Origin of the sequence: Rhizobium sp. ERR 942, from assembly GCF_007828395.1 — a bacterium.
Lineage (GTDB): Bacteria > Pseudomonadota > Alphaproteobacteria > Rhizobiales > Rhizobiaceae > Rhizobium > Rhizobium dioscoreae.
This window is the reverse complement of record NZ_VIUA01000005.1, coordinates 492501-516334: the sequence shown is the minus strand read 5'-3', so window position 1 is coordinate 516334 and position 23834 is coordinate 492501. Positions and strand designations below refer to the sequence as shown.

General features: G+C 61.5%; 25 protein-coding genes. 7 read left to right on the top strand and 18 right to left on the bottom strand.

The window, feature by feature from the left end; translation table 11 throughout:
• Positions 1 to 19: 19 nt before the first annotated feature.
• From FBZ97_RS22550 to sdhC, 12 genes are all read right to left on the bottom strand, one after another.
• Positions 20 to 346, bottom strand: a complete 327-nt coding sequence (locus FBZ97_RS22550; RefSeq protein WP_113354316.1) for a YciI family protein — start codon at positions 344 to 346, stop codon at positions 20 to 22.
• 11 nt (positions 347 to 357) lie between these two features.
• Positions 358 to 3342: a 2-oxoglutarate dehydrogenase E1 component gene (locus FBZ97_RS22545; RefSeq protein WP_069613388.1), complete on the bottom strand. Its 2985-nt coding sequence runs from the start codon at positions 3340 to 3342 to the stop codon at positions 358 to 360.
• Positions 3343 to 3517: 175 nt separating this feature from the next.
• Positions 3518 to 4420, bottom strand: a complete 903-nt coding sequence (gene sucD, locus FBZ97_RS22540) for a succinate--CoA ligase subunit alpha (RefSeq protein ID WP_095432963.1) — start codon at positions 4418 to 4420, stop codon at positions 3518 to 3520.
• Between the two features lie 12 nt (positions 4421 to 4432).
• Entirely contained in the window at positions 4433 to 4924 is a 492-nt protein-coding gene (locus FBZ97_RS22535) for a DUF1579 family protein (protein ID WP_113354317.1), read from the bottom strand.
• Between the two features lie 5 nt (positions 4925 to 4929).
• Complete coding sequence (gene sucC / locus FBZ97_RS22530) at positions 4930 to 6123, bottom strand: ADP-forming succinate--CoA ligase subunit beta (RefSeq protein WP_069613385.1); 1194 nt, start codon at positions 6121 to 6123, stop codon at positions 4930 to 4932.
• Between the two features lie 27 nt (positions 6124 to 6150).
• On the bottom strand, positions 6151 to 7113 hold the full coding sequence (mdh, locus tag FBZ97_RS22525) for a malate dehydrogenase (RefSeq protein WP_069613384.1): 963 nt from the start codon (positions 7111 to 7113) through the stop codon (positions 6151 to 6153).
• A gap of 180 nt (positions 7114 to 7293) precedes the next feature.
• Positions 7294 to 8457, bottom strand: coding sequence for a cell division protein ZapE (gene zapE, locus FBZ97_RS22520; protein WP_145322032.1), 1164 nt, complete (start codon positions 8455 to 8457; stop codon positions 7294 to 7296).
• A 64-nt stretch (positions 8458 to 8521) separates the two neighbouring features.
• Entirely contained in the window at positions 8522 to 9049 is a 528-nt protein-coding gene (locus FBZ97_RS22515) for a protease inhibitor Inh/omp19 family protein (RefSeq protein ID WP_069613433.1), read from the bottom strand.
• Between the two features lie 358 nt (positions 9050 to 9407).
• Positions 9408 to 10187 (bottom strand): succinate dehydrogenase iron-sulfur subunit, encoded by a 780-nt coding sequence (locus tag FBZ97_RS22510; protein WP_075853671.1) that lies wholly within the window; start codon positions 10185 to 10187, stop codon positions 9408 to 9410.
• A gap of 17 nt (positions 10188 to 10204) precedes the next feature.
• Positions 10205 to 12061, bottom strand: a complete 1857-nt coding sequence (gene sdhA, locus FBZ97_RS22505; protein WP_112341366.1) for a succinate dehydrogenase flavoprotein subunit — start codon at positions 12059 to 12061, stop codon at positions 10205 to 10207.
• Positions 12062 to 12068: 7 nt separating this feature from the next.
• Entirely contained in the window at positions 12069 to 12449 is a 381-nt protein-coding gene (gene sdhD / locus FBZ97_RS22500; RefSeq protein WP_113330705.1) for a succinate dehydrogenase, hydrophobic membrane anchor protein, read from the bottom strand.
• 65 nt (positions 12450 to 12514) lie between these two features.
• Positions 12515 to 12913, bottom strand: coding sequence for a succinate dehydrogenase, cytochrome b556 subunit (gene sdhC, locus FBZ97_RS22495; RefSeq protein WP_113354319.1), 399 nt, complete (start codon positions 12911 to 12913; stop codon positions 12515 to 12517).
• Between the two features lie 302 nt (positions 12914 to 13215).
• Between sdhC and FBZ97_RS22490 the strand changes: the two genes are divergently transcribed.
• Positions 13216 to 13611 (top strand): hypothetical protein, encoded by a 396-nt coding sequence (locus FBZ97_RS22490; protein ID WP_113354320.1) that lies wholly within the window; start codon positions 13216 to 13218, stop codon positions 13609 to 13611.
• A 6-nt stretch (positions 13612 to 13617) separates the two neighbouring features.
• Here the strand turns inward: FBZ97_RS22490 and FBZ97_RS22485 are convergent, their stop codons facing one another.
• From FBZ97_RS22485 to tsaD, 5 genes are read right to left on the bottom strand one after another with little or no spacing between them, the layout of a single operon-like run.
• Positions 13618 to 14268, bottom strand: coding sequence for a methyltransferase (locus tag FBZ97_RS22485; protein WP_113354321.1), 651 nt, complete (start codon positions 14266 to 14268; stop codon positions 13618 to 13620).
• A gap of 30 nt (positions 14269 to 14298) precedes the next feature.
• Positions 14299 to 14730: an EVE domain-containing protein gene (locus FBZ97_RS22480; protein WP_113354322.1), complete on the bottom strand. Its 432-nt coding sequence runs from the start codon at positions 14728 to 14730 to the stop codon at positions 14299 to 14301.
• 3 nt (positions 14731 to 14733) lie between these two features.
• Positions 14734 to 15027: a YciI-like protein gene (locus FBZ97_RS22475; protein WP_113354323.1), complete on the bottom strand. Its 294-nt coding sequence runs from the start codon at positions 15025 to 15027 to the stop codon at positions 14734 to 14736.
• A 41-nt stretch (positions 15028 to 15068) separates the two neighbouring features.
• The gene (locus tag FBZ97_RS22470; protein ID WP_113354324.1) at positions 15069 to 16058 is read right to left on the bottom strand and encodes an NAD(P)H-dependent glycerol-3-phosphate dehydrogenase; all 990 of its coding nucleotides are present in this window, start codon (positions 16056 to 16058) and stop codon (positions 15069 to 15071) included.
• Complete coding sequence (gene tsaD / locus FBZ97_RS22465; RefSeq protein WP_113354325.1) at positions 16055 to 17152, bottom strand: tRNA (adenosine(37)-N6)-threonylcarbamoyltransferase complex transferase subunit TsaD; 1098 nt, start codon at positions 17150 to 17152, stop codon at positions 16055 to 16057. The genes FBZ97_RS22470 and tsaD overlap by 4 nt, the downstream gene beginning before the upstream one ends.
• 84 nt (positions 17153 to 17236) lie before the next feature.
• Between tsaD and hemC the strand changes: the two genes are divergently transcribed.
• The 6 genes from hemC to FBZ97_RS22435 all read left to right on the top strand — a co-directional run bounded on the left by hemC (position 17237) and on the right by FBZ97_RS22435 (position 23203).
• Positions 17237 to 18166, top strand: a complete 930-nt coding sequence (hemC, locus tag FBZ97_RS22460; protein WP_113354326.1) for a hydroxymethylbilane synthase — start codon at positions 17237 to 17239, stop codon at positions 18164 to 18166.
• A gap of 6 nt (positions 18167 to 18172) precedes the next feature.
• Positions 18173 to 18901 (top strand): uroporphyrinogen-III synthase, encoded by a 729-nt coding sequence (locus FBZ97_RS22455; protein ID WP_113330713.1) that lies wholly within the window; start codon positions 18173 to 18175, stop codon positions 18899 to 18901.
• Between the two features lie 80 nt (positions 18902 to 18981).
• Positions 18982 to 20262 (top strand): COG4223 family protein, encoded by a 1281-nt coding sequence (locus FBZ97_RS22450; protein ID WP_113354327.1) that lies wholly within the window; start codon positions 18982 to 18984, stop codon positions 20260 to 20262.
• Between the two features lie 15 nt (positions 20263 to 20277).
• Complete coding sequence (locus FBZ97_RS22445; protein WP_113354328.1) at positions 20278 to 21885, top strand: heme biosynthesis protein HemY; 1608 nt, start codon at positions 20278 to 20280, stop codon at positions 21883 to 21885.
• A gap of 114 nt (positions 21886 to 21999) precedes the next feature.
• Entirely contained in the window at positions 22000 to 22485 is a 486-nt protein-coding gene (locus FBZ97_RS22440) for a TerB family tellurite resistance protein (RefSeq protein WP_069613367.1), read from the top strand.
• On the top strand, positions 22478 to 23203 hold the full coding sequence (locus FBZ97_RS22435) for a glutamine amidotransferase (protein WP_113354444.1): 726 nt from the start codon (positions 22478 to 22480) through the stop codon (positions 23201 to 23203). The genes FBZ97_RS22440 and FBZ97_RS22435 overlap by 8 nt, the downstream gene beginning before the upstream one ends.
• Here the strand turns inward: FBZ97_RS22435 and FBZ97_RS22430 are convergent.
• The gene (locus FBZ97_RS22430; protein ID WP_113354329.1) at positions 23200 to 23829 is read right to left on the bottom strand and encodes a poly-gamma-glutamate hydrolase family protein; all 630 of its coding nucleotides are present in this window, start codon (positions 23827 to 23829) and stop codon (positions 23200 to 23202) included. The genes FBZ97_RS22435 and FBZ97_RS22430 overlap by 4 nt on opposite strands.
• Positions 23830 to 23834 lie beyond the last annotated feature (5 nt).

Here is a 23834-nt window from a genome sequence, read left to right as displayed (position 1 = left end):
AAATCCTGATTTTTCGTCTTTATGAGTTGGATGGAATTCCGGCGACAGAGGACCGGAGAATGAGTGAGGGCATCGGCGAGATTTCGATACGGAAACCGAGCCCGGCGAGTAGGACGGGATCGGCATCGCCAAGCGAATTGGCCGCATCGGCATTCTCGACGTCGACGACAGCCACGCCGAAAGCACCATCGGCCGCGAAGACCGGGCCGACGACAATTGCCGTCCCGGCATTCGCATGTTCTCGCCAATAGCCGGCGTGTTGCTGCATGGCGGCCATCTCCTCCTCCGTGGCGTCATGCGGGAAGCTGGGGCGCGGCGGCACAAGTTTCAGATGAAAATAGGCCATCGCGCAACCCCTCAACCGCCAAGCGCGTCCTCAAGGAACGCCGCAAGCTGCGACAGATGCTTGGACATCAGGCCCGTCGCCGGAGAGGCGGCGGCCGGACGGCCGGTGTAGCGAACGCGCTGGTACTTCGCATCGATATGGGCAAGCACCCATTCCAGATACGGATCGATGAAGGACCATGCGCCCATGTTCTTCGGCTCTTCCTGGCACCAGACCATTTCCGCATTGCGGAAGCGGCTGAGCTCGTTGATGAGCGCCTTGGCCGGGAACGGATAGAGCTGTTCGATGCGCAGCAGGTAGATATCGTCGATGCCGCGCTTCTCACGCTCTTCCAGCAGATCGTAATAGACCTTGCCCGAGCAGATGACGACGCGACGGATCTTGTTGTCCTTCTGCAGCTTGATCGGGCTGTCCTTGATCAGCTCCGCATCATCCCAGAGCAGGCGATGGAAGGAGCTTTCGCCGGCCATCTCCGCAAGGGTCGATACGGCGCGCTTGTGGCGCAGCAGCGACTTCGGCGTCATCAGGATCAGCGGCTTGCGGAAGTCGCGCTTCAGCTGACGGCGCAGAATGTGGAAGTAGTTCGCCGGCGTTGTGACGTTGGCGACCTGCATGTTGTCTTCGGCGCAGAGCTGCAGATAGCGTTCCAGGCGAGCCGAGGAGTGTTCCGGACCCTGGCCTTCATAGCCATGCGGCAGCAGGCAGACCAGACCCGACATGCGCAGCCACTTGCGTTCACCCGACGAGATGAACTGGTCGAACACGACCTGCGCACCATTGGCGAAGTCGCCGAACTGGGCTTCCCAGAGGGTCAGCGCGTTCGGACGGGCAAGCGAGTAACCGTATTCGAAGCCGAGAACCGCCTCTTCCGAGAGCATCGAGTTGATGACTTCGTAACGGGCCTGGGTCGGCGAGAGATTGGCGAGCGGAATGTAGCGCTCTTCGGTCTCCTGATCGTAGAGAACCGAGTGGCGCTGCGAGAAGGTGCCGCGTTCGCAGTCCTGACCGGACAGGCGGATCTTGTGGCCTTCGACCACGAGAGAACCGAAAGCCAGGGCCTCCGCCATCGCCCAATCGATGCCCTCGCCGGTCTGCACCATGTTAGCGCGGTTTTCCATGAAGCGCTGGATGGTGCGGTGCGCATGGAAGCCGGCCGGGATTTCCGACAGCTTGCGGCCGATTTCCTTCAGCGACTTCATCGGCACGGCGGTCTTGCCGCGGCGCTGCTCGTCGGCATTGTCGGCCGTGTGCAGGCCGGACCACTCACCGTCAAGCCAGTCGGCCTTGTTCGGCTTGTAGGACTGGCCGGCCTCGAATTCCTGCTCGAGATGAGCGCGCCAGTCGGCCTTCATCTTCTCGACTTCGCCTTCGGTCAGCACGCCTTCGCTGATCAGCCGCTGCGAATAGATCTGCAGTACCGTCTTGTGGGCGCGGATGACCTTGTACATGTTCGGCTGCGTGAAGGACGGCTCATCGCCTTCATTGTGGCCGTAACGGCGGTAGCAGAAGAGGTCGACCACGACCGGCTTGTGGAACTTCATGCGGAATTCGGTCGCGATCTTCGCGGCATAAACAACCGCTTCCGGATCGTCGCCGTTGACGTGGAAGATCGGCGCCTCGATCATCTTGGCGACGTCGGACGGATAGGGCGACGAGCGCGAGAAGGCCGGATTGGTGGTGAAACCGATCTGATTGTTGATGATGACGTGCATCGTGCCGGCAACGCGGTGGCCGCGCAGACCGGAGAGGCCGAGGATTTCGGCAACGACGCCCTGGCCGGCGAAAGCCGCGTCACCATGGATGAGCAGCGGCACGACCTTGGCGCGTTCGGACAGCGGTATGATATCGCCGTCCCATTGGGTGGCGCCCATATCCTGCTTGGCGCGGGCCTTGCCCATGACCACCGGGTTGACGATTTCGAGGTGCGACGGGTTTGCCGTTAGCGACACGTGCACCTTGGCGCCGTCGAAATCACGGTCCGAGGAGGCCCCGAGATGGTACTTCACGTCGCCCGAGCCTTCGACTTCGTCCGGCGCGTAGGAGCCGCCCTTGAACTCGTGGAAGATGGCGCGATGCGGCTTGCCCATGACCTGGGAGAGCACGTTCAAACGGCCGCGATGGGCCATGCCGAACACGGCTTCGCGAAGACCGAGCTGGCTGCCGCTCTTGAGGATCTGTTCTAGCGCCGGGATCAGCGACTCACCGCCGTCGAGGCCGAAGCGCTTGGTACCCTTGAATTTGACGTCGAGGAACTGCTCATAGCCCTCTGCTTCGATAATCTTCTGAAGGATGGCCTTCTTGCGCTCGGGATTGAAGGCGATGCCCTTGTCCGGACCTTCGATGCGCTCCTGAATCCAGGCCTTTTCCTCCGGATTGGAGATGTGCATGAATTCGACGCCGAGGGTGGAGCAGTAGGTGCGCTCAAGGATCTCGATCATCTCGCGAATGGTCGCGAATTCGAGGCCGAGCACGTTGTCGATGAAGATCTTACGGTCGAGGTCGGCCTCGGTGAAGCCGTAAGCTTCCGGCGACAGTTCCTTGTAGTCTTCGACCGGGGCCGCAATGCCGAGCGGATCGAGCTTGGCATGCAGATGACCGCGCATGCGATAGGCGCGGATCATCATGATGGCGCGGACGGAATCGCGCGTCGCCTGCAGGACGTCGGTCGCGCTCGCCGGCGCTCCGGCGGTTTCGGCCTTGGCCTTCAGCTTGGTTTCGATGACCTTTTCGACAACGCCCCAGTCGCCATCGAGCGCGGAGACGAGATCGCCCTTTGCCGGGATCGGCCAGTTCTTGCGCTGCCAGGAAGCGCCCTTGGCCGCCTTCTTCACATCGTCGGGACTATCCTCGAGCGCCTTGAAGAACGACCGCCACTCGTCGGAGACCGATGAAGGATCGTCCTCGTAGCGCGCGTAGAGCTGCTCGATATAGGCAGCATTGGCGCCATCCAGGAACGAGGTGATCTGAAATTGCTCGTTGGCTTCTTGCCTTGCCATGGTGAATCTGCGGGCGCTCTCGCCCGTCTCCCAACTTGTTTGCATTGCCGGTTTTCGGGTTCCCGGCGACCGTATTTCGTCTGAGGCCATCAAGGCCGTCGGTATGCACTTGTGAATTCTGAAACCGGACGGGACAAGGCGACTGCCGCCCCGTCCGGCCTTGCTATAGGTAGGCTCAGCCCTTCAGGACTTCCACCAGCGTCTTGCCGAGACGCGCCGGCGACGGCGACACGCGGATGCCTGCCGATTCCATCGCTGCGATCTTGTCTTCCGCGCCACCCTTGCCGCCGGAAATGACGGCGCCGGCATGGCCCATCGTGCGGCCGGGAGGTGCCGTGCGGCCGGCGATGAAGCCGACCATCGGCTTCTTGCGGCCCTTCTTGGCTTCGTCCTTGAGGAACTGTGCGGCGTCTTCTTCAGCCGAACCGCCGATTTCGCCGATCATGATGATCGACTTGGTTTCGTCGTCGGCGAGGAACATTTCAAGGACGTCGATGAATTCGGTGCCCTTGACCGGGTCGCCGCCGATGCCGACAGCCGTCGTCTGGCCGAGACCTTCATTGGTGGTCTGGAACACGGCTTCATAGGTCAGAGTGCCGGAACGCGAGAGAACGCCGACGGAGCCTTTCTTGAAGATGGAGCCCGGCATGATGCCGATCTTGCATTCGTTCGGGGTGAGCACGCCCGGGCAGTTCGGACCGATCAGGCGCGACTTCGACTTGATCAGACGATCCTTGACCTTGACCATGTCGGCAACCGGGATGCCTTCCGTGATGCAGACGATAAGCGGGATCTCGGCGTCGATCGCTTCGAGGATCGCGGCTGCGGCGCCTGCCGGCGGCACGTAGATGACCGAGGCGTTAGCGCCGGTCGCATCCTTGCCTTCGGCGACGGATTTGAAGATCGGCAGCTTTTCGCCGTCCTTGCCGGTCCAGGTTTCACCGCCCTTGGAAGGGTGGATACCGCCGACCATCTTCGTGCCGTGATAGGCGAGCGCCTGTTCAGTGTGGAAAGTGCCGGTCTTGCCGGTCAGGCCCTGAACCAGAACCTTGGTGTCTTTGTTGATGAGAATAGACATGCGAGGCCTTTGTTACGAGAGGTTGGAAGACGCGGAGGCAACGCGACGGTACAAGCCGCTGACGACCTCCTGCCATGTATCGCTGCCGGCGGGCGAGAACGTGACGCCCATGCGGTAGCAGTCTTCATTTTCGAACTGGAAGAGAGTGCGTTGCGCACCGCGCGGCGAAACTCGGGTCAGGACAAGCTTATCGTCGATCCACTCGCCGGAAGCCGGCGCGGCGGGCACAAAGCCCACCGTATCGAACTGATAGAGCTTATAGGCCTGATCCGCTCCGTCGAAGCCGAGAATATTCCGGGCTTCGAACGAGGTTTCGCCATCGCGCGTCTGCACGTAGCGCTGTTCGACGAAAAATCCGCCGAACAGACACTCGGCCGTGAGCCGCGCGGTTGCCGTGCCTTCCTTCGTCCAGGCCGAGGCCGCGATATGCTCTTCCCCTTCCCAGGTGCCGGCAAAGGCACCGAGGCGGAGATGAGCAGCCGTTGGAGCGAAGGAAGCAGCCATCCCGATCAGCCCTTGACTGCCTTCACGATCTTCTGGGCGGCATCGTCCAGGTCATCTGCGGAGATGACGTTGAGACCGGATTCGTTGATGATCTTCTTGCCGAGCTCGACATTGGTGCCTTCGAGGCGAACGACGAGCGGAACCTTCAGACCGACTTCCTTGACGGCTGCAAGCACGCCTTCGGCAATGACGTCGCACTTCATGATGCCGCCGAAGATGTTGACCAGAATGCCCTGGACAGCCGGATCGGCAGTGATGATCTTGAAGGCGGCCGTGACCTTTTCCTTGGAAGCGCCACCGCCGACATCGAGGAAGTTCGCCGGCTCAGCGCCGTAGAGCTTGATGATGTCCATGGTTGCCATGGCGAGACCGGCGCCGTTGACCATGCAGCCGATGTTGCCGTCGAGGGCGACATAGGCGAGATCGTATTCGTGGGCTTGGATTTCCTTCTCGTCTTCTTCGGTCGTATCGCGCAGCGCGCGGATGTCTTCATGACGGAAGAGCGCGTTGCCGTCGAAGGAAACCTTGGCGTCGAGAACGCGAAGGCGGCCGTTGGTCATGACGATCAGCGGGTTGACTTCGAGGAGCGCCATGTCCTTCTCGACGAAAGCCTTGTAGAGGATCGGGAAGAGCTTGGCGGCATCTTCGCGGGCAGCGCCCTCAAGCTTCAGCGCGTCGGAAAGAGCAGCCGTGTTGGCAGCCGTCACACCCGTCGACGGGTCGATAGCGACGGTGATGATCTTTTCCGGCGTGTCATGCGCAACGGTCTCGATGTCCATGCCTCCTTCGGTCGAAACGACGAAGGCAACCTGACCGACGGAACGGTCGACCAGGATCGAGAGGTAAAGTTCGCGGTCGATGTCGGCGCCGTCTTCGATGTAGAGGCGGTTGACCTGCTTGCCGGCCGGGCCGGTCTGCTTGGTGACCAGCGTGTGGCCGAGCATTTCCTTGGCGTTGGCGACGACATCGTCAACCGACTTGGCGAGACGAACGCCGCCCTTGGCGTCCGGACCGAGTTCCTTGAACTTGCCCTTGCCGCGGCCGCCAGCGTGAATCTGGCTCTTGACGACGTAAAGCGGGCCTGGAAGCTGTTTGGCAGCAGCAGCGGCTTCATCGGCGGAGAAGATGGCAACGCCGTCCGCGACGGGTGCGCCATAGCTCTTCAGCAGCGCCTTGGCCTGGTATTCATGAATGTTCATGGGTCTATCCCTGTTGGAACGCGGAAATTACTTCAGCGACGGCGCGATCGTGGCGCAGGCTTCGCAAAGACCCGCAACGGCTGCGACCGACTTGTCGAAGGCTTCCTTTTCAGCCTTGTTCAGGTCGATTTCGATGACGCGCTCGATGCCGCCGGCACCGATGACGGTGGGAACGCCGACATACATGTCCTTGACGCCGTACTGGCCATCGAGGTGCGCGGCGCAGGGCAGGACGCGCTTCTTGTCCTTGAGGTAGGACTCGGCCATGGCGATGGCGGACGCGGCCGGAGCGTAATAGGCAGAACCGGTCTTGAGCAGGCCGACAATCTCGGCGCCGCCGTCACGGGTGCGCTGGATGATTTCTTCGAGGCGCTCGGCGGTCAGCCAGCCCATGTTGACGAGATCCGTCAGCGGGATGCCGGCAACGGTGGAGTAGCGGGCGAGCGGAACCATCGAGTCGCCGTGGCCGCCGAGAACGAAAGCCGTGACGTCTTCGACCGATACGTTGAATTCCTTGGCGAGGAAGAGGCGGAAGCGCGAGCTATCGAGCACGCCAGCCATGCCCACGACCTTGTTGGTCGGCAGGCCCGAGAATTTCTGCAGCGCCCAGACCATGGCGTCGAGCGGATTGGTGATGCAGATCACGAAAGCATTCGGGGCATACTTCTTGATGCCGGCGCCGACCTGTTCCATGACCTTGAGGTTGATGCCGAGAAGATCGTCACGGCTCATGCCCGGCTTGCGGGGAACGCCTGCCGTGACGATGCAGACGTCAGCGCCTTCGATCGCGGAATAGTCGCTGGCGCCCGTGAGATTGGCGTCGAAGCCTTCGACCGGAGAAGACTGGGCAATGTCGAGACCCTTGCCCTGAGGAATGCCGTCCGCGATGTCGAACAGGACGATGTCGCCCAGTTCCTTCAGGCCGGCGAGATGCGCCAGCGTGCCACCAATCATGCCAGAACCAATAAGTGCGATCTTGTTGCGCGCCATTTCGGTGTATCCTTTGCGATCAAAATCCGTGGCGGGACACCGTGACAGGCATCCACAATAGCCGCCAATCGCATAGACCCAAAGGTCGAAATTGGCAATTGATTATTTTGAGATCAGGAATTTCAATCGGTTAGATCGAAAAATTCTTACGTAAACGTAAGATGCTCTGTCACCGAATTGTTACTCGGCGGCACGCCTGGCCGGAGGCTGAGCCAGATATTCGGCGCTCCGCATCTCGAAAAGCCGCGATGCCGTGCGGTCAAATTCGAAGCCTTCCGTCCCCCGCCGCTCCTCGAGTAGATCTTCCGGCATGGTAGCCGCGGAGATGTAGAGACGGATATTATGATCGTAGAGCGTGTCGATCAGAATGATAAAACGCTTCGTCTGGTTGCGCTTGTCCGGCCTGAGCTTCGGCACGCGATCGAGGAAGATCGTATCGAACCGTTCGGCGATGGCGAGGAAATCGGCAGGCCCGAGCGGCGCGTCGCAGAGATCGGCGAAGGAAAAGCGCGCCATGCGGTCGACGGCCAGAGGCACATGGATGGAGCGCCCCTTCATCGGGATCTCCATCGGCTGCGCCTTGCGCCCATGCAGCGCCTGCATCCAGGAGGCATCCATCGCCATGTCGGTGCGCTGGTCCAGTGGCGTCAGATAGACGGGCTGGCTGTTCAGCTTCTCCATGCGATAGTCGGTCGGCGAGTCCAGCGTCACCACATCGACATGCTTCTTGAGGAGATCGATGAAGGGCAGAAAGAGGCCGCGATTGAGCCCGTCGCGATAGAGATTATCGGGTTCGACATTCGAGGTGGCGATCAGCACGCAGCCGAGCGAGAACAGTTCGGAAAACAGCCGCGATAGGATCATCGCGTCGGCAATGTCGGTCACCGTGAATTCGTCGAAGCAAAGCAGTTCGGCTTCGGCATAGAGATCGGCGGCGACAGGTAGTATGGGATCGGCCTGCTTGGTCTCGCCATTCTTGAATTTCAGCCGCTGCGCCGCGATGCGATTGTGCACATCGGTCATGAACTCGAAGAAATGCGCCCGGCGTTTCTTCTGGCAGGGCGCCATCGAGAAGAACATGTCCATCAACATGGTCTTGCCGCGCCCGACGCTGCCGTGAATATAGAGGCCCTTGATCGTCTCGACCGACTTCTTGCGGGCAGCAAACATCCAGCCGAGCGCGCTGGATTTTGCGGCGGGCCGCTTGCGCTTGAGATCGGCAAGCACCCGGTCCAACATCTTCGCCACATCCATCTGCGCCGAATCCACCTGGAGGGATCCGGACGCCGTCAGCGCCTTCAGCTGTTCGCAGACGCTGAGCGAATAATCTGGCATGGGCTGCATGGGGAAATATCCGCCTGTGCAAATGGGGGCGCATCCAAAGGATGCAGCCCCTTTTCAAATAAGCTTATCGGCTGAGGCTGAGCGGCTGGCCGGAGGCGGTCGAACCGTCAAAACGCGAATCGGCCGTCTTGTAGACCGTACCGATCGTCGAGCCGTCACGATTCTTCAGGAGAACCTGCTTGCCGGAGACTTCCCACGAGCCCATCGAGGTCAGTTCGCCCGCGCAACCGCGCGTACCGCCGCGCGAGCCGCTGCCGAGGTTGGTCAATGTCAGGAACATATCGCAGCTCGATCCGCCATTGCTCACCTTCCAGCTGCCAACCATCGATTCCTTCGTGACATCCATGGCCGAAGCCGCCATCGCCTGCTGCTGCGCCGGATTGGCTGCATTCGGTGCGCTCGCCGGCGCCGCCGGGAATTGGGAGCCGTTACCGGCGCCGGGAGGCGGAAGCTGGCTGGACTGGACGGAAGGAACAGGCTGAGCCTGCAGTGGTGCCGGAGACGAATAACTGTCGTTATTGTATGCCGTGCGCTGGCAACCGGCAAGCGACAGGCCAATCGCCGCAGCCGTCACTGCATATCTAAACTGCATCATCACACTCCTAAATGATTGTCCACCGCTGACATCACAAAGTGATATTTAATGATGTCCGAATTATCGTATTTCACTTTGGTTAATCAAGTCGATACCGCCACAAATTGCCGAAGGCCATAGCTGGACAAGAATCGGGTGGTTTCAAGGCTAACCTGCTGAACCCCACCCAAAGACGCCCCGAACGGCAAATTTCGGCATCCTCTGTGATTCACAGCGCAATCGAATACCCATCCGGAGCCGGGTGATGTCTGATGTCACCTGGACGATCATTCCGCCGCTTCGGCAAACCTGTCGAAGCGATATTCCCCATTTTCGATCAAAACCGCAGGCATTCTGATGGGAATGAAACGGCGGATCAGACCCGCCGCTCGACCATCATCTTCTTGATTTCGGCGATCGCCTTGGCCGGATTCAGACCCTTCGGGCAGGTCTGGGCGCAGTTCATGATCGTATGGCAGCGATAGAGACGGAAGGGATCCTCGAGGTTGTCGAGGCGCTCGCCCTTGGCTTCGTCTCTGGAGTCGATCAGCCAGCGATAGGCCTGCAGCAGCACGGCCGGGCCGAGGTAGCGGTCGCCGTTCCACCAGTAGCTCGGACAGGAGGTGGAGCAGCAGGCGCAGAGAATGCATTCGTAGAGGCCGTCGAGTTTGAGGCGGTCCTCATGGCTCTGCTTCCATTCCTTGGCCGGCGGTGGCGAGACCGTCTTCAGCCAGGGCTCGATCGAGCGATGCTGGGCATAGAAGTTCGTCAGGTCAGGCACGAGGTCCTTGACGACGGGCATATGCGGCAGCGGATAGATCTTCACGGTGCCCTTGATCTCATCCAGACCCTTGGTGCAGGCGAGCGTGTTGGTGCCGTCGATGTTCATCGCGCAGGAGCCGCAAATACCTTCGCGACAGGAGCGGCGCAGCGTCAGCGTCGGGTCGATCTTGTTCTTGATGTAAAGCAGACCGTCGAGCACCATCGGGCCGCAATCGTCGACATCGATGTAATAGGTATCGATGCTCGGGTTCTGGCCGTCATCCGGGCTCCAGCGATAGACGCGGAATTCGCGCGTGTTCTTGGCGCCGACCGGCTTCGGCCAGACCTTGCCTTCGCGCATCTGAGAGTTCTTGGGGAGAGCGAGTTCAACCATGGTCAGTTCCTCTCAGATCAATACACGCGTGCCTTCGGCTCGATCTTGTGCGGATCGATGCCTTCGGCGATCAGGTCGGTGTGAACCGGACGATAGTCGAGCTTCACGTCGCCTGCCTCGTTGACCCAGGCAAGCGTATGCTTGCGCCAGTTCTCGTCGTCGCGGCCGGCAAACTTGCCCTCGGTATAGTCCTCGCGGGCATGCGAGCCGCGGCTTTCCTTGCGAGCCTCGGCGCCATAGATGGTCGTGATGGCATTGGCCATCAGATTGTGCAGCTCCAGCGTCTCGACAAGGTCGGAATTCCAGATCAGCGAGCGGTCGGTGACCTTGATATCGGGCAATTCCTTCCAGATCTCCGACAGGCGGCGGCAGCCGGATTCCAGCGATTCCTGGGTGCGGAACACGGCGGCATCTTCCTGCATGGCGCGCTGCATCTTCTCGCGCAGTGCCGCCGTCGGCGTCGAGCCGCTGGCATGGCGCAGGCGGTCGAAGCGCTCCATGATCTTGTCGCAGGCGGCGACATTCACAGGCGGAACTGGGCTGTTGCGGTCGATGACCTGGCCGGCGCGGATGGCGGCGGCACGGCCGAAGACCACGAGGTCGATCAGCGAGTTGGAGCCGAGGCGATTGGCGCCGTGCACCGATGCGCAGCCGGCTTCGCCGACGGCCATCAGGCCCGGCAGCACGCGCTCGGGATTGCTGCTGTCGGCATTCAGCACTTCGCCCCAATAGTTCGTGGGAATGCCGCCCATATTGTAGTGAACGGTCGGCAGGACCGGGATCGGATCGCGGGTCACATCGACGCCAGCGAAGATGCGCGCGCTCTCGGAGATGCCCGGCAGGCGCTCGTGCAGCACGGCCGGATCGAGATGGTCGAGATGCAGGAAGATGTGATCCTTGTTCTTGCCGACGCCGCGGCCCTCGCGGATCTCAAGCGTCATGCAGCGCGAAACGACGTCACGCGAGGCAAGGTCCTTCGCCGACGGCGCATAGCGTTCCATGAAGCGCTCGCCCTCGGAATTGACGAGATAACCGCCTTCGCCGCGTGCGCCTTCGGTGATCAGGCAGCCCGAACCGTAGATACCGGTCGGATGGAACTGAACGAATTCCATATCCTGCAGCGGCAGGCCGGCGCGGGCCACCATGCCGCCACCGTCGCCGGTGCAGGTATGGGCGGAGGTCGCCGAGAAATAGGCGCGGCCATAGCCGCCGGTCGCCAGCACCACCATCTTGGCGGCGAAGCGATGGATCGTGCCGTCATCGAGGCACCAGGCGACGACGCCGGTGCAACGGCTGCCGTCATCGGACATGATGAGGTCGAGTGCAAAATACTCGATGAAGAATTCCGCATTGTTGCGCAGCGACTGGCCGTAGAGCGTGTGCAGGATGGCGTGGCCCGTACGGTCGGCGGCGGCACAGGTGCGCTGCACCGGCGGTCCCTCGCCGAAATTCTGCATGTGGCCGCCGAACGGGCGCTGATAGATCTTGCCTTCTTCGTTGCGCGAGAAGGGCACGCCGTAATGCTCGAGTTCGTAGACGGCCTTCGGCGCTTCCATGACCATGTACTGCATGGCGTCGACGTCGCCGAGCCAGTCGGAGCCCTTGACGGTGTCGTATAGATGCCACTGCCAGCTGTCCGGCGTCATGTTCTGCAGCGAGGCGGCAATGCCGCCCTGGGCTGCGACGGTGTGCGAACGGGTGGGGAAGACCTTGGTGATGCAGGCGGTGCGGAAGCCCTGTTCGGCCATGCCGAGCGTGGCGCGCAGGCCGGCGCCGCCGGCGCCGACGACGATCACGTCATAGGAGTGGTCGATATACTTGTAGGCTTTCCCGTTCTGGGCGGGCCCATTCTGAGCGGATGAGTTCGGTGCCATGATGCAATTATCCTACGAACGCGATCTTCAGAATGGCGAAAAGACAGAGCCCCGCCACGACGATCGCGAAGAACGTGTTGAGCATGAGAAGGACGATCTTGGCGAATTCGCCATGAACATAGTCCTCGATGATGACCTGCATGCCGATCTTCATATGAATGAGGGCGGAGATCACCATCAGGGCGAAGATGACGGCGACGATCGGATTCGAGATCGCATGCACGACTTCAGCGTAGGGCGCGCCGGCATAGATCATCAGGAAGATGACGAAGAAGAGGAAAAGTGGAACATTGGCAACGGCGGTCAGGCGCTGGCGCCAGAAATGATCGGTACCTTCCTTGGCGGAACCGAGACCGCGGACTTTGCCCAGAGGAGTGCGCATATCCATGAGAAATATCCTTTAAAGCATGATCCCGAAATGTGCCCAGGCGCTTCCGGGAGCGATCATGCCAATCAACCCAGCCGGATGACGATGCCGATGATCCAGACCAGCGCGGTCAGACAGATCGAGCCGATGAGCGTGAACTTGGCCATCTTCGTCGAGACGGCGGGATCGAAACCATGCCCGAGATCCCAGATGAAATGACGAAAGCCACCCAGCATATGGTGCAGCAGCGCCCAGGTGTAGCCGAGCAGGATGATGCGGCCGATGATCGTACCCATGATCCAATTGACCAGATCGAAATAGCCCTGACCCGTCGCCGCGGCGATCAGCCACCAGGCGACCAGCACCGTGCCGAAGTAGAGCGCGCCACCGGTGATGCGGTGGACGATCGACATGACCATGGTGGGGATAGGTTTGTAGATTTGCAGATGCGGCGACAGAGGCCGGTTTTGTGTGACGTTCGCCATCAGAACCTCGCGGCGTTACGATACGCTTAGAACCCGGATATCGGGGGCAACGCGCGCGCGGGGATGCGCAGTGTGCGTTGCATCATTGCGACCATTAATCACACAGACGGCCATCGACAAGCACAATTGATGCCTGCATCGAATTTAATCGATTCGGATCGCTCTGCACTTTAGCGAGCATGCAGAGAAGAGCCTCCCATTCCGGCCCATTTACCATTTCGGCAAGCCTGACATGGACTTCGCTGCGGTCTTCGGGCAATCTGCCGTTAAGATTTCATTAACGAACCGAAGCGGATCGAATCATGGCCCCGCATCTTTTCAAGGCAGCAGCGCTCGTTTTAGCGGCAGCCGCTCTTTCCTCGACGCCGACTTCAGCCGGCGACTATCGCCACTGGCACCATCACAACCGCTCCCGCATCGTGCGCCTCAACCAGATATCCCAACCGCAGGGTTCAGGGCAGCAACCCGCCCGGATCGTGATCATGGAACGACGCGATGCGGCAAGCGCCGGCAGCTATGCCGGTTCGGCCGACGTCTATCGGGCTGATGGCGGCACCTATGTTATCGGCTATGGCGGCTACAATCCCTATGCCCGGACCGCTGCGGCGCAGCTGCGACCGAAGGCGAAGGTCATCGATGTCCGCTATGCCGACAATCCCTGCTCATACGAAGCGGGCGTCTGCGTCATCCGGCATTGATGATTCTCAATCGGCGAGAAATCGCCAGACCGTCGTTTTCTTGACTTCGCTGTCCTCAAGCGCGCGCGTCACCGGCACTTGATAGGTCGCCTGCTCTTGCAGACGATCCTTGGGAAGATAGGCCCTGCCGGGATCGCCGACCAGAACCCTCTTCCCGTCGCCCGCCAAACGTCTTAGCCAAGGAACGAGGCGCGCGGCAAAATCGCGATCATAGAAGACATCGCCGGCGAGAATGACGCCCTCATCCACGGCCTGCCCGATCATATTGTCGCCGGAAAAGTCCAGGGCTACACCGTTTTCAGCAGCATTGAGCCGGATCGCCGTGCCCGCCCACGGATCGATATCGACGGCCAGCACATGGGCCGCACCCGCTCGCTTGGCGGCAATCGCGACAAGTCCGGAGCCGCTGGCAAAATCCAGCACCTTTTTGCCGGCAACGATCTCCGGATGATCGAGTATATAGCGCGCGAGACCCTGGCCGCCTGCCCAGGCAAAGGCCCAGAAGGGCGGCGGCAGGCCGATCTCTTCCAGCTCCTCTTCCGTCTTCAGCCACAGCTCATGCGCCTCGCTTGCCAGATGCAGCCGGACTTCCGGCACATGCGGCGGCGCCATCAGGCTGGTATTTGCGCGGATGAAGCTTTCCGGATCGGTTTTCAATGAATCTCCCACCTGCCCAACAAGGCGGAATCAGGCCGGCGGGTTGTCCAGCCCGCCCATGCGGCAGACTTCCAACCATTCATCATCCGTCACCGGCTGCACCGAAAGCCGCATGGAGGTGACGAGCGCCATCTGCGCAAGCTTCGGATTGGCCTTGATGTCTTTGAGAGTCACGGGTTTCGGCATGTCGCGGACGGCGCGGATGTCGACGCATTCCCAGCGCGGATCATCCTTCGCGGTCGAATCCGGATGCGCCAGCGCGCAGACCTCGACGATACCGACGACCTCCAGCCCGTCATTGGAGTGATAGAAGAAGCCCTTGTCGCCGATCTGCATGGCCCGCATGTTGTTGCGGGCGAGATAGTTGCGCACGCCGGTCCATTCCGTTCCCTTGTCGCCGGCATCCTTCTGCTGCTGCCAGGACCAGGAGGACGGCTCGGATTTATAAAGCCAATGCGCCATCTCTCATGCCTCCGGATTGTTGAAGACCCAGTTGAACGGCTTGATCTCGACGCTCTCGAACAAGCCGGCCTTCGTATAGGGATCGGCATCGGCAAGCGCCTTGGCCGCTTCGACGCTTTCCGCCTCGACGATCACGAGGCTGCCATTCGGCTTGCCTTCCGCGTCGAGGAACGGACCCGCCATCTTCAGCGTGCCCTCGGCATTGAGCTTATTCAGATGTTCCAAATGCGCCGGGCGCGTCTCCATGCGGACATTCAGGTGACCGGGCTTGTCCTTGCAGACAAAGGCAAACAGCATTGCTTGGCTCCTTCAGATATTCAGAAAATATTCCCCAGAAACTATTCCGTGGTGATCGGCCGCGTCATCAATTGCCCGATGGCTGTGGCTATGTCGAGCTTGCCGTCGATGATGGCGGACACCGCGTCGGTGATCGGCATGTCGACGCCAAGTTCGTGGGCGAGCCGCGCGGCAATGGAGGCGGCGTAGGCGCCTTCGACCAGCGTGCCACGCGTTGGGTCAACCGTTTCTCCTTTACCAAGAGCAATGCCGAAACGCAGATTGCGGGATTGATGGCTGGTCGCCGTCAGCACGAGGTCGCCAAGACCCGATAGGCCGCGCACGGTTTCAGCCTTGCCGCCCTTGGCCGCGACGAAGCGCGACATCTCGGCAAGGCCGCGGCTGATCAGCGCCGCACGGGCGGAATCGCCGATACCCCGACCCTCGACGATACCGCAGGCAATCGCGAGGACATTCTTCAGCGCCCCCCCGAGCTGCACGCCGATGCGGTCATCCGAGGCGTAGAGGCGGAAGGTCGGGCCGGAAATCGCCTGGGCAAGCCGTTCCGCCACCGCCATGTCTGCCGCGGCGATTGCCATGGCAGTCGGCAGGCCCTTGGCGATGTCGGAGGCAAAGCCCGGCCCGGAGAGAACGGCGATGACATGCTCCGGCAGTTCGCGCTCCAGCATGTCGGTCAACAGATCGCCGGAAACCTTGTCGATACCCTTGGCGCAGGTGACGACGACGGCATCCTTGGCAAGATAAGGCCCATAATGTTTGGCAGCATCGGCCTGCGCCTGCGAAGGCATGGCAAAGAGGACGATGTCCGCATCGGAAACGGCATCCGCCTCGGCCGAGAACTTCAAAGAATCCGGAAGCGCAATCCCCGGCAGGACGGCATCATGCATGCGATCGGCTGCAAGATCCGCCATCAGGCCGGCTTTTCGCCCGACGAGGGTGACGTCGCTGCGGCCGGTCAGTGCAATGACGGCTGCGAGCGCCGTGCCGAAAGCGCCGGCGCCGATGACTGCGATCCGCTCGTTGCTGCTCATGCCTTTGCTCCCCGTTTGCCGCGCCCGAGCAGAGTTTCCGCCTTCTGATCCAGTGGCCAGCGCGAGCGCGGCTGCACATCGAGATCATCAGGCGCCGCACCCGTCGCCATCCGCTCCAATCCAGCCCAGGCGATCATGACGGCATTGTCCGTACACAACCTCAATGGCGGCGCGATGAAACGGAAGCCATTGGCATCGCAAAGCTCCTGCAGCGTGCGGCGCAGCTCGAGATTGGCGGCGACACCGCCGGCCACGACAAGCGACGGCTGTTCCGCCGTCTTCGGAAACTCCGCCTTGAAGCGCTGCAGGCCGCGGCCGATCCGGTCCTTCAGCGTGCGCGAGATCGCCTTCTGGAAGGAGGCGCAGATATCGGCGATATCCTGCTCTGTGACAGGCGCGATCGCCGTCGCCGCCTGCCGCACCGCCGTCTTCAGGCCGGAAAAGGAAAAATCGAGGCGCGTCTCGCCGACCAGCGGCCGCGGAAGATCGAAACGGTCCGGATTGCCATTCTTGGCGGCTGCCTCTACGGCCGGGCCACCGGGATAGGGCAGTCCCAGAAGCTTCGCCGTTTTGTCGAAGGCTTCGCCGAGCGCATCGTCGATGGTCGTGCCCCAGCGCTCGTATTGGCCGACACCGCGCACCAGGATCAGCTGGGTATGGCCGCCGGAAACGAGCAGCATGAGATAGGGAAAGGCAAGTCCGTCCGTCAGCCGCGCGGTCAAGGCATGGCCTTCCAGATGGTTGATGGCGTATAATGGTTTGCCTGTCGCACGTGAGATCGCCTTGCCGGTCATCAGGCCGACGAGCAGACCGCCGATGAGGCCGGGACCGGATGTGGCGGCAATGGCATCGACGTCTAAGAGCGACACATTGGCGCGTTTCAATGCTTCGTCGATCAGCGTATCGAGCGCCTCGACATGCGCACGCGCGGCAATTTCCGGCACGACGCCGCCATAGGCGCTATGCTCGTCCAATTGGCTGAGGACGACATCGGAACAGACATTGGGCGTGCCGTCATCCCGACGCTCGACAATGGCCGCGGCGGTTTCGTCGCAGCTTGTTTCGATGCCGAGAATACGAAGAACGGATGCCATGGAGAAAGTTCGTTGCCTACAGGTCGATTGCGATAAAGCGGAAATATGGTTACGGGAACTGTCGGTAACAACGGATCAAAGCGGATGCAAACAAAACCTTTCCGGATCGGCACGCGGGGCAGCCCGCTGGCGCTCGCCCAAGCGCGAGAAGCGCGCGACCGCCTGATGGCGGCCCATGGCCTTCCGGAGGAGATGTTCGAAATCGTCGTTCTCACCACCAAGGGCGACCGCATCACCGACCGGTCGCTGGCGGCAATCGGCGGCAAAGGCCTGTTCACCGAGGAACTGGAAGAAAAGCTGATGTCGGGCGAACTCGACTTCGCCGTGCACTCGGCCAAGGATATGGCGACGAAACTGCCCCAAGGCTTGGCGCTCACCGCCTATCTGCCGCGCGAAGATATCCGCGATTCTGTCATCGGCCGCACCGCGCCGAAACTAATCGAGCTACCGCACGGCGCCACCGTCGGCTCTGCGTCGCTGCGCCGCCAAGCACTGATCCGCCGTCTGCGCCCTGATATCAATGTCATCACCTTCCGCGGCTCCGTCCAGACGCGCCTGCGCAAGCTGGAAGAGGGGCAGGCCGACGCGACCTTGCTGGCGCTGGCCGGCCTGAAGCGGCTCGGCATGGTCGAGGTCATCACCGATATTCTCGACCCGGACGAATTCCCTCCAGCGCCCGCGCAAGGCGCGATCACAATCGAAAGCCGCATCGACGACGCGCGGATGAATGATCTGCTCGCCGCCGTCAATGACGCGCCGACCTTCGATGCCGTATCCTGCGAACGCGCCTTCCTGGCCGCTCTCGACGGCTCCTGCCGCACACCGATAGCCGGCTACGCAATTTGCGAAGGCGATCATCTGCGCTTCTTCGGCATGATCCTCACCCCGGATGGCAAGCAGGTACACACGACCACGATCGAGGGCCACCGCCGCGATGCCGAGGCGCTCGGAATCAATGCCGGCCAGGCGATCCGCGCCGAAGCCGGCAGCACCTTCTTCGAAGACTGGACCTGACAAAGGATGCGCGTCGTCGTCACCCGCCCTCAGCATTCGGGTGAGCGCACCATGCGGCGGCTGGCGCAGATGGGACATGAACCCCTGCTGCTGCCGCTGGCCGAACCTGTCCACGATGCCGAGGAGGCGAGACGAGCGCTTCTTGCCACGCAGGGCGCCGTCGCCGTCACCAGCGCCGAGGCGATCCGGGCGCTTTCGCTGTTGGATTCCGATCTTGCGCCTCATCTTGGTCGTCGCCTCTTTGCCGTGGGAAAGGCGACAGCCAAAGAAGCGGCTGATCTCGGATTCAGCAATATCGCCATATCCGAAGGCGGCGGCACAGAGCTTGCTGCCATGATCTCCGGCCATCCTTCAGGCCTGAACGACGGCCCCCTTCTCTATCTTGCGGGGTCTCCGCGAGCGGCTGGCTTCGAAGCCGGACTGGCTGAGCGACACCTGCCTTTCCTGACCATCGAATGCTACCGGATGCAGAATATCGTCCCAGACGACAACATTCTTCGCCGGCTTTTCGCCGACACCCGTGCGGACGCCGTACTGCTCTATTCCCAGGAGACGGCGAAACGCTTTTTCAGCCTGCCATTCGTTCGGCACAACCCCGGCATCCTTGCTGAAACACGATTTCTCTGCCTGAGCGAAACCATCGCCAGCGCAGTTCCGGAGCCGATGCGATCCCATGTCGATATTGCCGACATGCCGAATGAAGACCGGCTTATGGCGCTTCTGATCCACGCCTAAGGTCGCAATTTTGATGTAAGGCCTTTCCATAATCGCCTTGTCTGTCTAACTTCGTTGCAGCGCATGATAAAGAGGACCTCATGGTATCGCGAAAAACGCCTAACCATTCGAAGCCCAACGACGAACCGGTCACGATTGATCTGGAAGCCGAAAAAACTGCGCAGGACGCAGCTCCCGAAGATTTGACTGAGCGCAGCCATGGCGAGCTTGGCGGCTCCTCGGCTGATGAAGTGGAAATGCCGCTGGAAGCGGAGAAGGAGCCATTTCGCGAAGAAGCTCAGGAGTCGATCTTCGGCGCCGCACCGCAAGAGCCGCAAACGGCCGCTGCGCAGCAGGCCGATCCTCCACCGTCCCATGCCGACCATCCGCCTCATACCGAGCGTCCGCCGTCGCGCGAGGGTTCGACATCAGGCCTTATCGCGGCCGGCATCACCGGCGGCTTGATCGCCCTCATTTGCGCCGGCGCCTTGCAATATGCGGGCTTCCTGCCTGGCGGCCGCACAGGCAAGGACAGCGCAACCGAGATCGCCGCACTGAATGCGGAGATCGACGGTCTCAAGCAGAGCATCGCCAATCTCGCCGCCGCACCAACCGCAAAGCCGGACGAAGCACTGACGGCCCGCGTCGCAGCACTTGAGGCGAGCGCTGCCAACGGCGCTTCGGCAAATGGCTCGGCTGGCATCCCTAATCCCGCCTCCGACCAGAAGATCGCTTCGCTCACCAGCGAGGTGGAGCAGCTGAAATCGGATCTCAGCAAGGCAACGCAGAGCCAGGCAACCTCAGATGCCGAAGTCAGCAAGCGTCTTGACGACGCTGAAAAGAAGTTGAGCGGACCGAGCCAGGAAAGCGCGGTTGCCCGCGCCATCGCAGCTGCAGCGTTGAAGGCGGCAATCGACCGCGGCGGCCCCTTCCAGCCTGAGCTCGACACCTTTGCCAATGTTGCGCCGGACGATCCAGCCGTTGCAGATCTCAAGAATTTCGCCCAGACCGGCGTGCCCTCCCGTGCCGACCTGATCCGCCAGGTTTCCGATGTCGCGACCGCAATCGTCGCCACCGCGCAGACCGACGATCCGAACCAGAGCTGGAGCAGCCGGCTGATGTCGGGAGCGAAATCGCTGGTGCAGGTCCGCCCCGTCGGCAATGTGCCCGGCGACAGCATCGATGCCATCGCCGCGCGTTTCGAGGATAAGGTCAGGAACGGCGATCTGCCGGGCGCGGTGACCGAGTGGAACAGCCTGCCCGATGCCGGAAAATCCGCATCGGCCGCCTTCAAGCAATCTCTGGAAGCCCGCATCCGCGTTGAGGACCTGGTAAGCGATGCCCTGTCGAAGGCGATCGCCAATACCGGGAAACAGAACTAAGGACGGAGTGTAGCAATGATCAGACTGCTTATCTTCGCCATTCTCGTTCTGGCTCTCGGCTATGGCTTTTCGTGGCTCGCGGATCGCCCCGGCGATCTCTCGCTGGTTTGGGAAGGGCAGCTTTACCAGACGAAACTGATCGTGGCCGCCGCGATCCTGATTGCGATCGTGGCCGCCGTCATGATCGTCTGGTGGTTCGTGCGGTTGATCTGGACTTCGCCCTATTCCGTTACTCGCTATTTCCGCGCCCGCAAGCGCGATCGCGGCTATCAAGCGTTGTCGACGGGCCTGATCGCCGCCGGTGCCGGCAATTCGCTGCTCGCCCGCAAGATGGCGGCCCGCAGCCGTGGCCTCATCCGCGCCGATCAGGAGCCGCTCATCAACCTGCTTGAAGCCCAGGCTGCCCTGATCGAAGGCAAGCATGACGAGGCCCGTCAGAAGTTCGAACAGATGGCCAATGATCCGGAAACGCGCGAGCTTGGCCTGCGCGGCCTCTATCTCGAAGCCAAGCGCCTCGGCGCGCATGAAGCGGCGCGGCAATATGCCGAAAAGGCCGCCGACCAGGCGCCCTACCTGCCATGGGCGGCGCAGGCGACGTTGGAATATCGCAGCCAGGCCGGCCGCTGGGATGATGCCATCAAGCTGCTGGACCAGCAGAAGGTCGCTCATGTCGTCGACAAGGCCACGGCCAACCGTCAACGCGCCGTGCTGCTGACGGCCCGCGCCAACGACAAGCTGGAGAGCGATCCGACAGGCGCGCGCGACGATGCTTTGGCGGCGTTGAAGCTTGTGGACGATTTCGTGCCCGCAGCGCTGATCGCGGCCAAGGCCTTGTTCCGTGAAGACAAGGTACGCAAGGCTGCCTCCATCCTCGAGCAGGTCTGGAAGGCGCAGCCGCATCCCGAAGTCGGCAGGGCATATGTGCGAGCTCGCAGTGGCGATTCCGTTCTTGACCGTTTGAAGCGCGCCGAGCGGCTGGAGGCGATCCGCCCGAACAATGTCGAAGCTCTGCTGTTGACCGCAAAGGCGGCGATGGATGCCGGCGATTTTGCCAAGGCTCGGGCCAAGGCAGAAGCAGCCGCAAGGATCGATGCGCGCGAAGGCGCTTTCCTGCTTCTCGCCGACATCGAAGAGGCCGAAACCGGCGATCAGGGCCGCATCCGCCACTGGATGGCGCAGGCGCTGCGCGCGCCGCGCGATCCGGCCTGGGTTGCCGATGGCTTCGTCTCGGAAAAATGGCTGCCGCTGTCGCCGATCACGGGCCGTCTCGATGCCTTCGAATGGAAGGCGCCTTTCGGCCAGATCGATGGGCCGGTGGAAGAAGGCTCCACGGTGTCGGTCGATGCGGCGCTGAAATCGCTGCCGCCGGTGCGCGAGGCCGTCCCCGCAACCGCGGCGGCAAAGCCAAGTTCACCGAAAGTTGCATCGCCGGCCACCGATACCTATGTCATGGAATTGGAACCTGCCGTGACGAAACCCGCTTCAAGCCCCTCGGAGGCCACGCCAAAGCCGGCGCAGCAGGGTGAGGAACCCCGGCCCTTTTTCGGCGGCGCGCCGGATGATCCGGGCGTGAAGGATCATAAGCTTGAACCGGAGCCCAAGACACGGCTCAAGTTGTTTTAGAGCAATTCCGGCAAAACTGCGCGGCGGTTTTGCGTCCGGAATTGCGGGAAGACAAAAAGAATTGAGCATGGTGCCCCAAGAACCTTGCTCTGCCTGCTTTAAGAATGGAAACGGATGTTCGAACGCTTTCAGGAATTCCTTCATAACCTGACCCAGGACCACCCCAGATCCGGCTTCGCACCCGACGACCCGCGTGTCGCGGTGGCGGCCCTGTGCATCCAGGTCATGGAGGCGGACGGCAAGATCGAGAACAGCGAAAAGAAACGGCTGCGCAAGCTCCTGAAGGACCAATATGGTCTCGATGGGCGCCAGCTCGACCAGCTGATCGCTGCCGGCGAGGAAGCGGAAAGCGAGGCGGTCGATTATTATCGTTTTACCTCGGATCTGAAGCGTCATCTCGACAGCACCCAGCGGCTCGAACTGCTCGGCATCCTCTGGGACATCGTCTATGCCGACGGCGAGCGCAGCGAGATGGAAGATCATGCAATCTGGCGGATCGCCGACCTCATGGGCATTTCCGATCGCGAGCGCATCATGAAGCGCCAGGAAGCAGCCGCACGCGCACCCGGCCCGAGGGTGGAGACAGGCAATGATGATTGAAGCGCCGAAGAGCGCCGGCCGCCCTATATTGATCGTCCTGCATCAGGAGCGCTCCAGCCCCGGCCGCGTCGGCCAGATGCTGCTGGAGAAAGGCTACGATCTCGATATCCGCCATCCGGTCCTCGGCGATCCCCTGCCCTCGACGCTCGAAGCACATGCCGGCGCCGTGATCTTCGGCGGTCCGATGAGCGCCAACGACCCGGATGACTTCATCAGGGCCGAGACGGACTGGCTGAAAGTACCGCTTAAGGAAAACCGCCCCTATCTCGGCATCTGCCTTGGCGCGCAGCTGCTCGCCCGCCACCTCGGCGCCAAGGTGAAGGCGCGAGACGACGGCAAGACCGAGATCGGCTGGTATGCGCTGCAGCCGACGGAAAAGGGCCGGCTGCTGATGCGCTGGCCGCAGATGGTCTATCACTTCCACCGCGAAGGCTTCGAACTGCCGCACGGCGCCGATCTGCTCGCGACAGCGGAGACCTATCCCAACCAGGCCTATCGCTATGGCGCCAATGCCTGGGGTCTGCAGTTTCATGCCGAGCTCACGCGCGCCATGATGCAGCGCTGGGTCGTGCATGGCGAGCATCGCTTCTGCATGCCGAACGCCCAGCAGGGCCGCGAGCATCTCGAAGGCCGCATGATCTTTGACGCAGCTCTCAAGGCCTGGCTATCGGAATTCCTCGATCTCGTCTTCGAGGGCAAGCAGGCGATGGCCGCCTAAAAGCCCTCGCCTGACGAAAGCACGCGATCGAATTCATCGATCGCGCTACGGATCGCAGACGCATATCGCTCCATCTTTTGTGCGTCTTTCATGAGAATATCCCTGACGCCTCTCGGAATTTCGAGCTGGACGCCGGCCTGCCGCTTGCCGCGATTGCAGATATTGCCGGTGGAAGCGCCGGCAAGCGCCTCCCCTTTCACTCTCGCGGCCGCAGCAAAACCATTGAGCCGCAATGCTTCGATGATCCGGTCGCGAAGCGATGTGTCGAGACCGCCTATCCAGCTCGTCAGCGGATCATCTCGATCCGTTCGCCCATGAACGGCGACGACGATCGACGAACTGGCCACCAAGCCGTTTGCTATCGGTTCATCGAAATTTTCGGAGGTGATGTGCATCTCATGATGAAGCCTCGCCGCATCGAGCCCTTCGAAACGATAAAGTGAGTACCTCTCATCGGCGATCGCCAGAGCGATTTCGGATGTGGCGGGCTCAATGAAACCGCCATGGGGAGCGATGACGGCGACATGCGATGATCGATCCTCGAGATGGATACGATAGCCGAAGCCCTCGATTTCATGCTCGCGAAGCGCCGAAAACGAATTGTATCGATCCGGCTTCCTTGTCATCGCGC

Bases quoted from the DNA above. Each gene is read 5' to 3' on its own strand.
- FBZ97_RS22550 (WP_113354316.1), bottom strand. From the start codon at position 346: ATGGCCTATTTTCATCTGAAACTTGTGCCGCCGCGCCCCAGCTTCCCG.
- FBZ97_RS22545 (WP_069613388.1), bottom strand. From the start codon at position 3,342: ATGGCAAGGCAAGAAGCCAACGAGCAATTTCAGATCACCTCGTTCCTG.
- sucD (WP_095432963.1), bottom strand. From the start codon at position 4,420: ATGTCTATTCTCATCAACAAAGACACCAAGGTTCTGGTTCAGGGCCTG.
- FBZ97_RS22535 (WP_113354317.1), bottom strand. From the start codon at position 4,924: ATGGCTGCTTCCTTCGCTCCAACGGCTGCTCATCTCCGCCTCGGTGCC.
- sucC (WP_069613385.1), bottom strand. From the start codon at position 6,123: ATGAACATTCATGAATACCAGGCCAAGGCGCTGCTGAAGAGCTATGGC.
- mdh (WP_069613384.1), bottom strand. From the start codon at position 7,113: ATGGCGCGCAACAAGATCGCACTTATTGGTTCTGGCATGATTGGTGGC.
- zapE (WP_145322032.1), bottom strand. From the start codon at position 8,457: ATGCAGCCCATGCCAGATTATTCGCTCAGCGTCTGCGAACAGCTGAAG.
- FBZ97_RS22515 (WP_069613433.1), bottom strand. From the start codon at position 9,049: ATGCAGTTTAGATATGCAGTGACGGCTGCGGCGATTGGCCTGTCGCTT.
- FBZ97_RS22510 (WP_075853671.1), bottom strand. From the start codon at position 10,187: ATGGTTGAACTCGCTCTCCCCAAGAACTCTCAGATGCGCGAAGGCAAG.
- sdhA (WP_112341366.1), bottom strand. From the start codon at position 12,061: ATGGCACCGAACTCATCCGCTCAGAATGGGCCCGCCCAGAACGGGAAA.
- sdhD (WP_113330705.1), bottom strand. From the start codon at position 12,449: ATGGATATGCGCACTCCTCTGGGCAAAGTCCGCGGTCTCGGTTCCGCC.
- sdhC (WP_113354319.1), bottom strand. From the start codon at position 12,913: ATGGCGAACGTCACACAAAACCGGCCTCTGTCGCCGCATCTGCAAATC.
- FBZ97_RS22490 (WP_113354320.1), top strand. From the start codon at position 13,216: ATGGCCCCGCATCTTTTCAAGGCAGCAGCGCTCGTTTTAGCGGCAGCC.
- FBZ97_RS22480 (WP_113354322.1), bottom strand. From the start codon at position 14,730: ATGGCGCATTGGCTTTATAAATCCGAGCCGTCCTCCTGGTCCTGGCAG.
- FBZ97_RS22475 (WP_113354323.1), bottom strand. From the start codon at position 15,027: ATGCTGTTTGCCTTTGTCTGCAAGGACAAGCCCGGTCACCTGAATGTC.
- FBZ97_RS22470 (WP_113354324.1), bottom strand. From the start codon at position 16,058: ATGAGCAGCAACGAGCGGATCGCAGTCATCGGCGCCGGCGCTTTCGGC.
- tsaD (WP_113354325.1), bottom strand. From the start codon at position 17,152: ATGGCATCCGTTCTTCGTATTCTCGGCATCGAAACAAGCTGCGACGAA.
- hemC (WP_113354326.1), top strand. From the start codon at position 17,237: ATGCAAACAAAACCTTTCCGGATCGGCACGCGGGGCAGCCCGCTGGCG.
- FBZ97_RS22455 (WP_113330713.1), top strand. From the start codon at position 18,173: ATGCGCGTCGTCGTCACCCGCCCTCAGCATTCGGGTGAGCGCACCATG.
- FBZ97_RS22450 (WP_113354327.1), top strand. From the start codon at position 18,982: ATGGTATCGCGAAAAACGCCTAACCATTCGAAGCCCAACGACGAACCG.
- FBZ97_RS22445 (WP_113354328.1), top strand. From the start codon at position 20,278: ATGATCAGACTGCTTATCTTCGCCATTCTCGTTCTGGCTCTCGGCTAT.
- FBZ97_RS22440 (WP_069613367.1), top strand. From the start codon at position 22,000: ATGTTCGAACGCTTTCAGGAATTCCTTCATAACCTGACCCAGGACCAC.
- FBZ97_RS22435 (WP_113354444.1), top strand. From the start codon at position 22,478: ATGATTGAAGCGCCGAAGAGCGCCGGCCGCCCTATATTGATCGTCCTG.
- FBZ97_RS22430 (WP_113354329.1), bottom strand. From the start codon at position 23,829: ATGACAAGGAAGCCGGATCGATACAATTCGTTTTCGGCGCTTCGCGAG.